This window comes from Pseudomonas khavaziana, assembly GCF_019145205.1.
Taxonomy (GTDB): Bacteria; Pseudomonadota; Gammaproteobacteria; order Pseudomonadales; family Pseudomonadaceae; genus Aquipseudomonas; species Aquipseudomonas khavaziana.
In genome coordinates, this window is sequence record NZ_JAHSTT010000006.1 from 29,094 (window position 1) to 43,357 (window position 14,264).

The window sequence follows — 14,264 nt, forward strand, 5'->3', positions numbered from 1 at the left end:
ATCCCGGCGCAGCAAACTTAATTGATAATGTTTCGCATTCTAGACGTTGATCGTGGCATTCAGCAATCACCTGGTTTTCTGCGCAGCAATGTATCCAGCACAATTTTTTGTGCGCCCTGTATTCGCCGATTAATCTGGGCTTTTCCAGGCGGACGGTTCACCCATGATCAGCCTCGTCACTCTTGCGGTTTTTTCCGGCGCTGTTTTGCTGTTGCTGCTGTCACCGGGGCCAAATATGGCGTTTGTGATCAGCCATGGTGTGACCCATGGCTGGCGTGGGGGCTGTGCGTCGGCCCTGGGCATCGCTGTGGCAGACCTGTTACTGACGGCGTTGACCGCCATGGGAGTGACGGCATTGGTCGCCAGTTGGCCGCCAGCGTTTGACTTGATTCGTTACGCCGGTGTGATCTACCTGCTATGGCTGGTGTTCAAGACCTTGCAGACGCGCTCCGGGCCGGATACTGCGCACGTCGGCCGCGTGGCCCTGGGCCGGGTATTTCTACAGGCCATGCTCAACAGTTTGCTCAACCCCAAGGCGCTGTTGTTTTTCATGGTGTTCCTGCCGCAGTTTGTGCAACCGGAGGCTGGGCCCATCGCCGTTCAATTAATGGTGCTGGGTGGCGTGCTGACGCTGATTGCAGGCGTGTTTCACGCGCTGCTGGGGATGTTTGGCGGTACGCTCCGTCGCTTCTTCGCCAAGCGCTCAAAAAGCGCCTGGCTGCAGAAGTGGGGTCTGGCGACCGTGCTGATGGTGCTGGCTGTGCGTTTGGCGGTGATGTCTCGTCCTGCCTGAAGACACGCTGGACGCCAAGCAAGCTTTTTTGTGGCGAGGGAGCTTGCTCCTGTGACGGCCCGACAGCCGATGCTCATCTACCTGATACCCCACGATCCAACTGTGGGAGCGGGCTTGCCCGCGAAGGCGGCCTGACAGCCGACACAGTTATACCGAGTACATATCCATTCCTGCGGTAACGGATATGTACTCGGTCTGATCCGGCATCTTGGTCGGCCCTGAAGCAGCCATCGGGAGCAAGCCCCCTCCCACAGGTAAAGCGCCATACCAGGAGATGTGTAGATACTGATGCTGAGATGCCCGTCAGTTAAGAAGCAGCGCTGTACCGTGGCGGGGGAGCAAGCTCCCTCGCCACGGATGAACATTCAACCCAACCGCGCAGCCGCTCGGGCCACGATCTCCCCACGCACTCTGCGCGACTCTACCGTGCGCTTGTTGGCTTCCTCCAGCACATGCCTGGGCGCAGTCTCCGGGCTGCCGGAGTCGAACGGCGGCGCCGGCGCATATTCGATCTGCAACTGCACCAGTTGCGCCGCCTCCTCGCTGTACAACTCCGCCGCCAGGGTCAGGGCAAAGTCGATCCCGGCAGTGATCCCGCCACCGGTCAACAGGTTGCCGTCACGTACCACACGCCCTTGTACCGGGATTGCACCGAGCGGCGCGAGCAGGTGATGGTAGGCCCAATGGGTGGTTGCCCTGCGGCCACGCAGCAATCCCGCAGCTCCGAGCACCAGCGAGCCGGTGCACACCGAGGTCATATAGCGCACGGTTTGCGCCTGGGCCTTGAGGAAGTCCAGAGTTTGCGGGTCTTCCATCAGCGCGCCTACGCCTGCACCGCCGGGCACACACAACACATCCAGGGCCGGACAGTCGGCATAGGTCATGGTCGGCGTGAACATCAGGCCGGTGCTCGAGGTAATCGGTGCCAGGTCTTTCCACACCAGGTGCAGCTTCACGTCGGGTAGTGAACCAAGCACGTCATAGGGGCCGGTAAGGTCCAGTTGCTGGATGCCGGGGAACAACAGAAAACCGATGTGCAAGGTCATGAATCAAGCTCCGATAAAGGGGGTGGACGACCTCACTGTAGAAGCCTAGGCTTTGGCGCATACGCCATTGAGCCCACTAATCACGCCAATCATGCCCAGAATCATTAATGTGCTCGCCTTTGAGAATGTCCAGGTGCTCGATGTGACCGGCCCCCTGCAGGTGTTCGCGTCCGCCAATGACCTGGCACGCCAGCGTGGCTTGCCATTGCCCTACGCGGTGAGTGTGATCGCCGCCCAGGCTGACCCGGTAAAGACCTCTGCCGGCCTGGCGCTGCTGGCCGAACCGCTGCCCGCCAACGACACGCCTTGCGACACCCTGGTGATCGCCGGTGGCTGGGGCGTCTACGGCGCAGCCGAAGACCCGGCGCTGGTGCAATGGGTGCGGGAAAAAGCCCGGCACACGCGGCGCATGACTTCGGTGTGCACCGGAGCTTTTCTGTTGGCCGCCAGTGGCTTGCTCGACGGCTGTCGGGTGGCCACGCACTGGACGCGCTGTGAAGAACTGGCGCGCAAGTTTCCCGCGCTGACGGTGGAGGCCAATCCGATTTTCATCCAGCAAGGCGCAGTGTGGACGTCGGCTGGTGTGACCGCCGGGATCGACCTGTGCCTGGCCCTGTTGGAAGAGGATCTGGGGCGTGCCTTTGCCCTGGAAGTAGCGCGTCACCTGGTGGTGTTCCTCAAGCGCCCCGGCGGGCAGGCGCAATTCAGCGTGACGCTGGCCCTGCAAAAGAGCGACAGCCGCTTTGCCGAATTGCACGCCTGGATCGCCGAGCACCTGACACTGGATCTGAACATCGCCACCCTGGCGGCGCAGGCCGGCATGAGTGAGCGCAGTTTTGTGCGTCACTACCGAGCCGAAACCGGCCAAACCCCGGCGCGCGCTGTTGAACTGATCCGTATCGAAAGCGCACGCCGACAGTTGGCAGACAGCACCACCTCGATCAAACGCATTGCCCTGCAATGCGGCTTTGGCTGTGAAGAGACATTGCGCCGCAGCTTCCTGCGCGCCCTGTCGGTGACGCCCCAGGCTTATCGGGAGCGTTTTTCAGCGCTGCAGTAATTCCAGCAAGGCCTCCAGCGTGACCTTGGGCGCTTCCTGGAAAACATTATGGCCCACGCCAGGCAACACGTGCCTTTGATAAAAACCGCTGAAGAGCCCCACATCCTCATCTTCTTGAGAGGGCGGGCCCACGCCATCGTCGGCACCGCACAATGAGATGCTCGGCACCGAGATCACCGGTTGCGGCACCAATGCCTGCTCGATGAATTCCAATGCGGGATCGCCCGGCGCATACATGAATCGATGGCGATAGGAGTGAATCACCACCGCGACAAAATCCGGGTTATCAAACGATGGCGCGGTGTTGGCGTACAGGCTTGGGCCTTCACGCCACGTCGGTGACCAGAGCCGCCATAACAATTCGCAGAGTTCACGGCGGTTGACGGTCAAACCGTCGACCCCGCGCTGGGTATGAAAGTAATACTGGTACCACAAACGATGCTCAGTTTCCGCAGCCCGAGGCGCGAGTGACTTGGCGATGTCCTGGATGTTGTAGCCATCGCCGGTCACCAGGCCGCGTACCCGTTGCGGCCACAGCGCCGCGACAATACACGCGGCGCGCCCACCCCAGTCAAACCCGGCAAGGGTTGCCTGGGGGATTGCCAGGGCATCCATGAAATCCAGCAGGTCCTTGGCCAGCGCCGCCTGTTGGCCGGAGCGCATCACTTGATCATTGATAAATCGCGTCGGGCCATAACCGCGCAGATACGGTACCAACACCCGGTAACCACGCTCGGCCAGCGTTGGCGCGATCTCATCGTAGCCGCGTGGGTCGTAGGGGAAGCCATGCAGCAGGATCACCGGCTCGCCTGCGATGGGACCATGGGTCTCGTAAGCTACATCCAACACGGAGGTGCGCACATAGAGCAATGGGGCAGGGGCATTCAGGGTTGCCATACGGTCTTCTCCCCGCTGAGCTTGCGGTCCAGGAAGGTCGCCGCACTGATCAACGCCAAATGGCTCAAGGCCTGGGGCGTATTGCCCAGGTGCCGGGCCTGGCTGTCGAACTCTTCGGCGTATAACCCCAGGGGGTTGGCGTAACGCAGCAACTGTTCGAATTCCAGATGGGCTTTTTCTACTTGGCCGGCGCGAGCCAGGCATTCGACATACCAGAACGAGCAGGCGGCAAATGCGCCCTCGGTGCCTTGCAGCCCATCGATCTGGCTGTCGTCGTTGCGATAACGGTAGACCATGCCGTCGCGCACCAGGCTTTTCTGGATCGCTTCCAATGTCGACAGCCAGCGCGGGTCGGTCGCTGCGACGAAACGCACCAGCGGCATCAACAGCATCGAACCGTCCAGCGCAGTGCTGCCGATATGCTGCACAAAATGCCCGCGTTCTTCGTTCCAGAAGTTGCTCCAGATGTCGGCGTAGATCGCCTGGCGCGTCTCGTCCCAGCGGGCGAACGGTGCCGGCAGCGAGCGTTTGGACGCCAGGCGAATGGCGCGGTCCAGGGCCACCCAGCACATCAGGCGCGAATGCAGGAAGTGGTGCTGCTCGCCGCGCATTTCCCAGATACCCACGTCCTTGCGGTTCCAGATCTCACACACTTGGTCGACCACTTCCACCGTGTGTTTCCAGCCTTCGTGGGAGATGGCTTCGCCGTATTTGTTGACCAGGTACACCGCGTCCATCAGTTCGCCGTAGATATCCAATTGGATCTGGTCGAACGCTTCATTGCCCACACGCACCGGTTGGGCGCCGCCGTGGCCGCTCAGATGGTCAAGTGCGGTTTCCGGCAGTTCCTGGCGACCGTCGATGCCGTAGAGGATGTTGATCTTGGTCGGCTGCCCGCAGCAGTCGCTGACCCGCCCTCTGAGCCAACGCATATAGGCATTGGCCTCCTCGACAAAACCCAGGCGCATGAACGCGTAGACGGTGAACGAGGCGTCGCGGATCCAGGTGTAGCGGTAATCCCAATTGCGTTCGCCGCCGGGGGTTTCCGGCAGGCCGAAGGTCGCGGCGGCGATGATTGCGCCGTGCTTGCGCGAGGTCAAAAGCTTCAATGCCAAGGCCGAGCGGTTGACCATTTCGCGCCAGCGCCCACGGTAATTGGACTGGGAGATCCAGCCGCGCCAGAACTTCAGGGTGCGCTCCAGGTACAGGTCGGTGCAGTCATTGACCACCCGCGGATCGTCCTGGCCGCCGAGCACGAATTCGGCGCCTTCGTCCTGGGCCAGTGTGAAACGGGTGACGGCTGCATGGTCTTCGAGGGTCAGCGGGTGGCTACCGACCAGGCGTAGGCTTGGCTGGCCGTCGGCGCTGAACAGCACGCCGCTATCGTCAGCTGTGGCCCGAGTCTTGGCACGCGCGTAGTCGTGGCGCACGGCGCAGCGCAGGTGCAGGGTGGCCTGGCCGCTGACCACCCGTACCCGGCGAATCAGCAACGGCAGCTCGTCGACCTCCTCGCTGACCGCCAGCAGGTCGGTAACTTCTACCACCGCCGCATCGCTGAGCCAGCGGGTTTGCAACACGTTGGTGTCGGGCAGGTAGATCTGTTCGCGGCGGGCGTTGGGCAAGTCCGGGGTGAGCTGGAACGTGCCGGCCTCGGGCGTATCGAGCAGCGCGCAGAAGATCGATGGGCTGTCGAATTCGGGCCAACAGAAAAAGTCGATACTGCCCTGGTCGTTCACCAGTGCTGCGCTACGCATGTCGCCGATGATGCCGTGAGCGTCGATGGCGCTTTGGGGTTCGCTTTTCAATTCAACCATTGCCATTAAACTCCGGATAAAGGCTCATGCCACCATCGATAAACAGCGTACTGCCGACGACATAATCAGACGCATCGCTGGCCAGCCACACCACCGCATTGGCCACGTCCTGCACATCACCGACGCGGCCATATGGGATCAACTTGAGTAACTCTTTTTCTGCCGCACCTTCGGTGGCAGCACGATTAATTGCCGTGCGAATGGCCCCCGGCGCAATGCCGTTGACGCGGATGCGCTGCTCACTGACTTCCTGGGCGAGGCTGCGCATCAGCATTTCCACACCGCCCTTGGACGCCGCGTAGTTCACGTGCCCGGCCCACGGAATGAGTTGATGCACCGAGCTCATATGGATGATTTTGCCGGCGGCGCGCGACACACCTTCGCGAACACCCTGGCGATTGAAAATACGCACGGCTTCGCGAGCACAAAGGAACTGCCCGGTGAGGTTGACGCCAATCACGGTGTTCCAGTCCTCAAGGGTCATGTCGACCAGATTGGCGTCTTTTTGCAGCCCGGAGTTGGCCACCAGGATATCCAGGTAGCCGAAGGCGTCGAGCGTCTGGGCAAATAGGCGTTCGACGTCAGCTTCCTTGGACACATCGCCACCGATGGCAAGCGCCCGGCCACCGGCGGCATTGATCTGTGCGGCGAGGGCCTCGGCCGGTGCCGCCTGGGAATTGTAGTTGAGCACCACCGCCGCACCCGCTGCGGCCAGGGCTTTGGCGGCACCGGCGCCAATGCCGGAGCTGGCGCCGGTGACCAGGGCCACTTGTTGCTGCAAGGAAATCTGCATTGCCCACCCACTGTGATTATGAGAGTCCTTTCAGCTGACTGGCGGCGAGCAATGGAAGTTCACCGTTTGGCTCATATGCCCAGGCCGTGGGCAACAACGGTATGCGTGCCGATATACATCTGTCGGCTGACCCTGGCAGCGCTGTCAAACCGGGACAGGTGTTGGAACAGGGGATCGGCCAGGTAGGCATCAATCGCCGAGTCCGGAGCATGAGGGCTGGGAGGAGGTCCTTCGCGGGCGGCCGCCGGCTGATGAATGATTTGCCCCTCGACCATGCCGATTTCGACTGCAGCCCTACCGGCCACCAGGTTCACGAACGTGTGCATGTCATAGAGCAGGATGCCGTTTTGAAGTGACCACATGTCCATGCTGCCGACATTGTGCAAGCCTACCGGGATGATGCGCTCGCATTCGGCCGGTGTGAGCCCGTTGCCGATCAACACCGCCCGAGCCTTCTCATCGTTGCGGGCAACCAGCACCAGGTTTTCCAACTGTCGGACCAGGTTACCCAACCCACTTGCCGGCTCTCTGAGCAGGCTGAGCCATCCCAGTAGACCGCTATGGGAGCGCTTCTTGAGGTGTTTGAGCTGAACGCCATAAATCTGGCCGTGCAGGTTGTCCCGGATGAAAAAATCGACATCCACTTCCACGGCACTGTCTTTTGTATGGTGTTGCAGCAGCTCGAAATCCAGCACTTCAATATGGGCGCAGCGTTTGAGCCGACTCAACAGGTAGGCTTTCTGTGCATCAGAGGTGGCCTTGCCGTGCCAATTGGCGCCGAGCTTTATTTCTGCAAGTTTTTCGGCTGTCTCGATGGCGCCACTCGCCAGGTTGCGCGTTCCCAGGATCAGGCCGCCTCCAGAGAAATCGAACAGCCGGTCAACCACGGGGAGTTGCGCTTGAATCTGACAGACAAGTTCGTAGACCGGCGTGATGCCCTTCTGCGCGGCGTGGCGATGATCGAAGGGTGGGGTTCCAGAATACTGTGCCCCATGGACCGCGTGAATAATCATCAGCAGCAAGGGTTCAAGTTGATCGAATAACAGTCCGGCCACGGGACCGTAGTCTACCGGTAGCCGCCAGTGCTGGGGAAATACAGTCAGTGCCGATACCCTGGCGTTCTGCAGCTGATTTCGTCGAGACGGGTCGGCGGCCACAATGGCAAGGCTCTGGATAGCCAGGGAGGCAGACGCAAGGGATGCCTGCTCCAGGGCTGAACCAAACCACACTCGTCGTAGGTGCATGCGCATGGCGTCTGAGGACGGCGTGATGCTGCAACGGCCGGTCTCATCAAGGGCTGCCCTGGCGATACCCAGTATGACCAGCGCCAGTAGCTCAGAAAGCCAAACGCAGTGGCACGCCAGGCTAACAGTATCCTGCGAGGACGGGGCGCCCTGGGCTTCGCATGGCATGGTCGAGAGTACGGTTTCCAACAGCTGCAGATCGAGCAGCCGCGCTATATCGGTCAGGGTGCCGTCGGGTAAAGGTGCCGTGTCGACGGTGGTGTGTATCTGGGTTTGCTGCAGATGCGCCTCGCGGGATTTCCACAGTGCGCTCGTGCCGGTGAGTGGCAGCTTGGGTGCCAGCAGCGCCTGCATCTGGCACAGTTGCTCGACCAGTCTCTGCACGCCCGGGCACTCATCCATCAGGGAGCTGATGAGTTTTCGATTGGGTTGGCTCAAACAGAACTTGTGCGGGTAAGTGCTGATGTTGCAGGCAAGGCGTAAGGCGTGGTGGCAGCGGGTGTCGATAAAAGGCGTGTGCATAGGTGTAGCGCTCGGCCGGAAGGTGAATGTTATCGTATGGTGCTTAGAATAAAGGGAATGGAGAGGGCACGATGGAATGTGTATGCCGACAGGCACCGCACGCATGAACAAAATACTCATGGTTCTATCAGCAGTATTGTCACTGGCTCAAACGTCGGGGGCCTTGGCAGAAAACATCAATGGCAAGACGCTTTACCTCCAAAGGTGCGCGGTGTGTCATGGGCCCGATATCAGAGCGACCGGGCCATTGGCCAAAAAAAGCAATCCGCCAACGCCAGACCTTACAACCACAGCTTTCAAGCAGCGGCTCAAGGATTATCCGGGTGTTATCGTGTCGTCGATCATCCTTCGTCCCAATGGCGACCTGATTCCAAGGACGTTGCGCGAGAACGGCGTAAAGATAGCGCCGCACGCCTGGAGCATTAAGGATCTACGCGACCTGCATCAATATATGAGTGCGGTTATTTCAAAAACATAAATGCTCTCGGGAACAGAAGTGGCGCACTCGATCAGCAGCAATTGCCCTGCTTAATAGGAAGCATTACTATTCACGCCCCGCCTCCCCAGTGCATCCGCGATGACCCCTCAGCCGCCCCGCAGAACAGGCTTTTTCGAGCACTACGAAGAGTTGATCGGAACCTGGACGCGCCGCCTGAGAAGCCGTCAGCAGGCCGAAGACCTAGCGCATGACACCTTTGTGCGTGTGCTTGAGTCCCGCGCCAGCGAGGTAGTACAACCGCGCGCCTACCTGCATCAAACCGCACGCAATATTGCGGTGGACGCCTACCGCCGCGAAGACCGCCGCGAAGCGCTGACGCTGCGGGTCATGGATCAAAACACGCCCCACGGCGGCGACCCGGAGCATCACATGCATGCGATCCAGTTGGCCGACTCTATCGAGCGCGCCTTGGCTGAGCTGCCGCTCAACTGTCGCAGGATTTTCATCTGGCAGAAAATCGAGGGCCTGACCCAGCAGGAAATCGCCCAGCGCCTGGGGCTGTCTAAAAACATGGTGGAAAAGTATATGATCCGCACCCTGCGGCATCTGCGTGATCGTCTGGATGCGATGGCGCCATGACCCGCTTTGAAACAGGATCTTGCTCGATGGATAACCGTGTCCGTGATGAGGCCGCGCAATGGTTTGTACGCTTGCAAGACGGCCCATTGAATGCCGAGGAGCGGCAACGTTTCGATGCCTGGCGGGCGCAGGCGCCTGAGCACCAGTATGAATTCGATGTGCTGCAAGGGCTGTGGGGTGCCACCGATCTGCTGCCCAGGGCGCGCTTGCAGGCCCTGTGCGATAAGCCGGTCGAGCCTCCAAAACGCCGCGTGGTGTTGCGCTATGCCGCAGCTGCCAGTGTGGTCGCCATTGCAGTGGGGCTGGGGTTACTCGGTGGGCTGGGTCAGCCAACGCTTTACAGTGCCGAGTTCAGTACGCAGGTGGGGGAGCATCGCCAGGTGACCTTGCCCGACGGCTCGGTGATGGACCTCAACAGTCGCAGCCTGGTCGCGGTTCACTACGAAAAGGGCCGCAGGGGAGTGGAGCTCAAGCGCGGCGAGGCGATGTTCAGTGTCGAGCACGACGCGGGACGCCCCTTCGTGGTGGCCGCCGGGTCAGGTCAGGTAACGGTTACCGGCACGCGTTTTGATGTGCGCCGCGATGAAGACCAGACCCGCGTGGCGGTCGAGGCCGGTACGGTCAAGGTGCAGGGACGCATATCGAACCAGACAGTGACGCTCACCGCCGGCCGTGGCACCCATGTCGATACCCAAGGCCAAGTGGCAGCGGCCTACGCGGTGAACCCTGAAGAACTGACAGCGTGGCGTACCGGCAAACTGGTGTTCAACAACGCCACCTTGGGCGAGGTGGCCCGGGAAGTCTCGCGCTACCGTGAGCAACCGCTGCGTGTCAGTACGGCAGCGGTGGGCAAACTGCGTCTGACCAGCGTATTCAAATCCAGTGACACCGACGCCTTGCTCAAAGCCTTGCCACACATCCTCCCCGTGGCCTTGCGCACCTTGCCGGACGGCAGCCAGGAAATTATTTCACGCTGACATTCAGGTTTTTTTTGAGTTGTTCGTCTTCTCCTGCAACTGCAACTGGTTTGCATTAACAACCGCACACTCTTGCGATCACAGGATTAGGTTCGACGTGAAAAAACTCGCCCTCAACAACAATAAAACCTCCCGCTGGGCGCCCCTGGCCCTGGCCATTGCAGTCAGTACCGCGCTGCCTGCCGCGTATGCGGCCGATGGCATACATATCCGCGCCCAATCACTGGGTGCCGCGCTTAGCCAACTGGGCCAACAGACTTCGCTGCAAGTGTTCTTCAGCCCCGACATGGTGGCCGGCAAGCAAGCGCCGGCGGTGGATGGCAACCTCTCGCCCGAACAAGCCCTGCGCCAACTGCTGCAGGGTAGTGGGCTGGATTACCACATCGACGCCGGTTCCGTGACCCTGCGCCCGGTGAGCAACGGTACCGGTGAAGCGGGTTCACCGCTGGAGCTGGGAGTCACCGATATCAAGGTGGTGGGCGACTGGCTCGGCGATGCCGATGCCGCCGTGGTGCAAAACCACCCAGGCGCGCGTACCGTGGTGCGCCGCGAAGCCATGGTGGAGCAGGGCGCGATGAACGTCGGTGACGTACTGCGCCGCGTGCCTGGCGTGCAGGTGCAGGAAGCCAACGGCACCGGCGGCAGCGATATTTCCCTCAACGTCGGTGTACGCGGTTTGACCTCACGCCTGTCGCCGCGCTCCACCGTGCTGATCGACGGGGTACCGGCGGCCTTCGCCCCGTATGGCCAGCCGCAACTGTCGATGGCGCCGATTTCTGCCGGTAACCTTGAAAGCATCGACGTTGTCCGCGGGGCCGGCTCCGTACGTTATGGGCCACAGAATGTGGGGGGTGTGATCAACTTCGTGACCCGCGCAATTCCGGAGAAATTCTCCGGTGAGGTCGGCACTACCCTGCAGACCTCCGCCCATGGTGGCTGGAAGCATGTGGAGAACGCCTTCATTGGTGGCACGGCAGACAACGGCATCGGCGCTGCATTGCTGTACTCCGGAGTCAACGGCAACGGCTATCGCAACAGCAATAATTCCAACGATATCGACGACGTGATCTTCAAGACCCACTGGGCGCCCACCGATCAAGACGACTTTTCGCTGAACTTCCACTACTACGACGCCAGCGCCGACATGCCCGGCGGCTTGACCCAGCAGCAGTTCGACGCCAACCCGTACCAGTCGGTGCGCGACTGGGACAACTTCAGTGGTCGCCGCAAGGATGTGTCCTTCAAATACATCCGCCAGATCGACGATCGCACCCAGGCCGAAGTGCTGACCTACTATTCCGACAGCTTCCGTGGCAGCAATATCGCCAACCGCGATCTGAAAACCCTCAGTTCCTACCCGCGCACCTACTACACCTTTGGTATCGAGCCGCGGGTGTCCCATGTGTTTGATGTGGGTCCGAGCACCCAGGAAGTCAGCGTCGGGTACCGCTACCTGAAGGAAGGCATGCACGAGCAAGCCACCAGCCTGAATCTGGTCAACAACGTACCGACGCCGGGTGGGCAGAGCGATGGTCATGTGTATCAGGATCGCACCGGTGGCACCGAGGCCAATGCCTTCTACATCGACAACAAAATCGATATTGGCAAATGGACCATCACCCCGGGTATCCGCTTTGAAGATATCCGCACCGAATGGCATGACCGTCCCGTCGTGGCCCTGAACGGCAAGCGTACCGAGGAAAAACGCCGCGAGATCCACAACAACGAACCGTTGCCGGCGCTGAGCGTGATGTACCACGTCTCCGACGCCTGGAAACTGTTCGCCAATTACGAAACCTCCTTCGGCAGCCTGCAGTATTTCCAGCTGGGCCAGGGCGGCACCGGCAACCAGACCGCCAATGGCCTTAACCCGGAAAAAGCCAAGACCTACGAGATCGGAACGCGCTACAACGACAGCGTCTGGGGCGGCGAAGTGACGCTGTTCTACATCGACTTCTCGGATGAGCTGCAATACGTCAGCAACGACGTAGGCTGGACCAACCTCGGCGCTACCAAGCATGCCGGTGTCGAAGCCTCGGCGCACTACGACCTGTCCAATCTCGACCCGCGCCTTGACGGGCTGACGGCTAACGTCGGCTTCACCTATACCAAGGCCACCTCCGAAGGTGATGTACCGTTCAAGGGCCGCGACCTGCCCCTGTACTCCCGTGAAGTGGCGACCCTGGGCCTGCGCTACGACGTCAACCACTGGACCCACAACCTTGATATCTATGCGCAATCCAAGCAGCGTGCGCCAGGTACCGGCACCACTTACATCACCCAGGGCACCGACGATGGCCAATATGGCGACATCCCAGGTTATGTCTCCGTCAACCTGCGTAGCGGCTATGACTTTGGCGCGCAACTGTCGAACCTCAAGCTGGGCGTGGGCGTAAAGAACATCTTCGACCAGCAGCATTACACGCGCTCCAGCGACAACAACGCCGGGATATACCTGGGTGAGCCGCGTACGTTCTTCGTCCAGGCGAGCGTCGGGTTCTGATATTCAGTTGATAGGAAAAATCGCAACCCACGGCAGACTGTGTGAAAACCTAGCAATCTGCCGGCCGGTTAAAGAAAATGCCCGTATCGCAAGATACGGGCATTTTGCTTATGCGCTATATCCAAGGTGAAGACCGCTCCCAGAGCGCTCTGTTTCCACTTTCGTTGGACGAACTTATCCCCGATGACCATCTGGTTCGGGTGATCGAGGCCTACATTTCCCTGCTGGACCTTGAGCAGTTGGGTTTCGACAAAGCCAGCCACGGGTTGCGATTTTTTGTTTGCTTGGGCTCGCCGCCGCTTTGCCTGGGCAGCAGCTAAAAGACCATTGCCCGCTCGATCCGTTTCCTACACTGGCTCAGCATATATTGTTGCTGGCACAGGAACTGATTCCGACAAAAAACCACACATGGGAAAGCTGATGGGCTTCGACACTACGTTGGAGCGACAAGCTGAAAATCGCGCCCACTGTAATGGAGAAACGCATGTCGGTACCGATGTTGGATCCATCCCCCGTCCCTACCTCGTCAACCTCTGATCCTTCGCTGGCCAATGCCACCGCCAAGCCGGAGGTCAAAACCACTCGTGAAGCGCCTGCTGCGCCTTCCTTCAATGGTCAGAGCACTGCCAATGTAAATTTTCAATCCGGGGAAAGTAAGGCTGGGCCAGTGTTCGGCAACCATCAGTCGACAAGCACTGGCGCAGATGTGTCTGGCCACCACCACCTTCACCATCATCACGCTCCTGCGATGCAGGATTTCATGAACCAATTCAAACAGTGGATGAGCCAATGGTTTACCGGGCATCGCCCGCATCCCTATCCAGGTTGCGGCGGCCCACCACCAAGGCCGAACCCAGGTTGCGAGGGGCCGCCACCAAGGCCGAATCCTGGAGCAAGCAACCCGCCGCCACGACCAGACCCTACCGAAGGAGGCAGGCCCTATCCGGTCGCACCCGGCAGGCCGGATCCACAATACTCGCTGAAGAACAATGAAGAGTTGGCAGAGCAATTGCGCGACAACTTCCATGCTTTCAGGGACCCCAGGAATCCCGGGTATATCAGTGTTGACAGCATTCTTGCGATGGCGAGAAGAGGGTGGTCGCCTAACCCTGCCATGCGGGAGAACATTCGTTTGGCCAATGAGCTGTTGCGGCGTCCGGAATTGATGGCGGCGCTTGACCGACACACGTCTACCGGTGCGTTGGATAATCTCATCGGCTTTCAGAACGTGAACGCGGTCATCAAGGGCGAAAACTACTTCAAGTACAAGTCTGACAAGGAGTTGGCCGCCGAGATGCTCGAGCACTTTGACGAATTGAAGGGCTGGCCCTGGGGCCCGGACCTGAGAATCCGCGACCTGAAAAATCTCGCCCGCCAGCCTCTCACAGGCGACGCTGAAAAGGACCACCTTATCCAGTTGGCCCAGGCAGTAATCAAGCGAAGTAACCTGCTCAAGCTGATGGATAACCTCGCCAGTACAGACGGAGACGGCAAGATCAATTGGAGAGCATTGGTCCTATTGTCCAAGTGACCAACC

The 14,264-nt window shown here is 60.1% G+C and carries 12 protein-coding genes and 1 pseudogene; 8 read left to right on the forward strand and 5 right to left on the reverse strand.

Annotated features, from left to right (window positions below; translation table 11 throughout):
- Window positions 1-163: 163 nt before the first annotated feature.
- Window positions 164-793, forward strand: a complete 630-nt coding sequence (locus KVH01_RS16070) for a LysE family translocator (protein WP_217882055.1) — start codon at window positions 164-166, stop codon at window positions 791-793.
- A 365-nt stretch (window positions 794-1,158) separates the two neighbouring features.
- Here the strand turns inward: KVH01_RS16070 and KVH01_RS16075 are convergent, their stop codons facing one another.
- Window positions 1,159-1,839 (reverse strand): DJ-1/PfpI family protein, encoded by a 681-nt coding sequence (locus KVH01_RS16075; protein WP_217882056.1) that lies wholly within the window; start codon window positions 1,837-1,839, stop codon window positions 1,159-1,161.
- A gap of 91 nt (window positions 1,840-1,930) precedes the next feature.
- Between KVH01_RS16075 and KVH01_RS16080 the strand changes: the two genes are divergently transcribed.
- A complete protein-coding gene (locus KVH01_RS16080) occupies window positions 1,931-2,899 on the forward strand; it encodes a GlxA family transcriptional regulator (RefSeq protein WP_217882057.1) in 969 nt (322 codons plus the stop codon).
- Here KVH01_RS16080 and KVH01_RS16085 read toward each other — a convergent pair.
- From KVH01_RS16085 to KVH01_RS16100, 4 genes are all read right to left on the reverse strand, one after another.
- Window positions 2,885-3,796: an alpha/beta fold hydrolase gene (locus KVH01_RS16085; protein WP_217882058.1), complete on the reverse strand. Its 912-nt coding sequence runs from the start codon at window positions 3,794-3,796 to the stop codon at window positions 2,885-2,887. The two genes, KVH01_RS16080 and KVH01_RS16085, sit on opposite strands and share 15 nt — an antisense overlap.
- Entirely contained in the window at window positions 3,784-5,610 is a 1,827-nt protein-coding gene (locus KVH01_RS16090) for a glycoside hydrolase family 15 protein (protein ID WP_217882059.1), read from the reverse strand. Before KVH01_RS16090 ends, KVH01_RS16085 begins: the two co-directional genes overlap by 13 nt.
- The gene (locus KVH01_RS16095; RefSeq protein WP_217882060.1) at window positions 5,603-6,403 is read right to left on the reverse strand and encodes a glucose 1-dehydrogenase; all 801 of its coding nucleotides are present in this window, start codon (window positions 6,401-6,403) and stop codon (window positions 5,603-5,605) included. Before KVH01_RS16095 ends, KVH01_RS16090 begins: the two co-directional genes overlap by 8 nt.
- 71 nt (window positions 6,404-6,474) lie before the next feature.
- A complete protein-coding gene (locus KVH01_RS16100) occupies window positions 6,475-8,169 on the reverse strand; it encodes a hypothetical protein (RefSeq protein ID WP_217882061.1) in 1,695 nt (564 codons plus the stop codon).
- 82 nt (window positions 8,170-8,251) lie between these two features.
- On the opposite strand from KVH01_RS16100, the gene KVH01_RS16105 reads away from it, so the two are divergent.
- The 6 genes and pseudogenes from KVH01_RS16105 to KVH01_RS16130 all read left to right on the forward strand — a co-directional run bounded on the left by KVH01_RS16105 (window position 8,252) and on the right by KVH01_RS16130 (window position 14,258).
- The gene (locus KVH01_RS16105; protein WP_225924237.1) at window positions 8,252-8,647 is read left to right on the forward strand and encodes a c-type cytochrome; all 396 of its coding nucleotides are present in this window, start codon (window positions 8,252-8,254) and stop codon (window positions 8,645-8,647) included.
- Window positions 8,648-8,746: 99 nt separating this feature from the next.
- Window positions 8,747-9,247, forward strand: coding sequence for a sigma-70 family RNA polymerase sigma factor (locus KVH01_RS16110; protein WP_217882062.1), 501 nt, complete (start codon window positions 8,747-8,749; stop codon window positions 9,245-9,247).
- A gap of 26 nt (window positions 9,248-9,273) precedes the next feature.
- Window positions 9,274-10,224, forward strand: coding sequence for a FecR family protein (locus KVH01_RS16115; RefSeq protein WP_217882063.1), 951 nt, complete (start codon window positions 9,274-9,276; stop codon window positions 10,222-10,224).
- A 97-nt stretch (window positions 10,225-10,321) separates the two neighbouring features.
- Window positions 10,322-12,727, forward strand: coding sequence for a TonB-dependent siderophore receptor (locus KVH01_RS16120; protein WP_217882064.1), 2,406 nt, complete (start codon window positions 10,322-10,324; stop codon window positions 12,725-12,727).
- A 110-nt stretch (window positions 12,728-12,837) separates the two neighbouring features.
- A pseudogene (locus KVH01_RS16125) lies at window positions 12,838-12,984 on the forward strand (IS5/IS1182 family transposase); the annotation flags it as partial.
- 227 nt (window positions 12,985-13,211) lie between these two features.
- Window positions 13,212-14,258 (forward strand): type III secretion effector protein, encoded by a 1,047-nt coding sequence (locus KVH01_RS16130; protein WP_217882065.1) that lies wholly within the window; start codon window positions 13,212-13,214, stop codon window positions 14,256-14,258.
- Window positions 14,259-14,264 lie beyond the last annotated feature (6 nt).

Coding starts and splice junctions, on each gene's coding strand:
- KVH01_RS16075 (WP_217882056.1), bottom strand. CDS start 1,839: ATGACCTTGCACATCGGTTTTCTGTTGTTCCCCGGCATCCAGCAACTG.
- KVH01_RS16100 (WP_217882061.1), bottom strand. CDS start 8,169: ATGCACACGCCTTTTATCGACACCCGCTGCCACCACGCCTTACGCCTT.
- KVH01_RS16080 (WP_217882057.1), top strand. CDS start 1,931: ATGCCCAGAATCATTAATGTGCTCGCCTTTGAGAATGTCCAGGTGCTC.
- KVH01_RS16130 (WP_217882065.1), top strand. CDS start 13,212: ATGTCGGTACCGATGTTGGATCCATCCCCCGTCCCTACCTCGTCAACC.
- KVH01_RS16070 (WP_217882055.1), top strand. CDS start 164: ATGATCAGCCTCGTCACTCTTGCGGTTTTTTCCGGCGCTGTTTTGCTG.
- KVH01_RS16110 (WP_217882062.1), top strand. CDS start 8,747: ATGACCCCTCAGCCGCCCCGCAGAACAGGCTTTTTCGAGCACTACGAA.
- KVH01_RS16115 (WP_217882063.1), top strand. CDS start 9,274: ATGGATAACCGTGTCCGTGATGAGGCCGCGCAATGGTTTGTACGCTTG.
- KVH01_RS16105 (WP_225924237.1), top strand. CDS start 8,252: ATGCCGACAGGCACCGCACGCATGAACAAAATACTCATGGTTCTATCA.
- KVH01_RS16095 (WP_217882060.1), bottom strand. CDS start 6,403: ATGCAGATTTCCTTGCAGCAACAAGTGGCCCTGGTCACCGGCGCCAGC.
- KVH01_RS16085 (WP_217882058.1), bottom strand. CDS start 3,796: ATGGCAACCCTGAATGCCCCTGCCCCATTGCTCTATGTGCGCACCTCC.
- KVH01_RS16090 (WP_217882059.1), bottom strand. CDS start 5,610: ATGGTTGAATTGAAAAGCGAACCCCAAAGCGCCATCGACGCTCACGGC.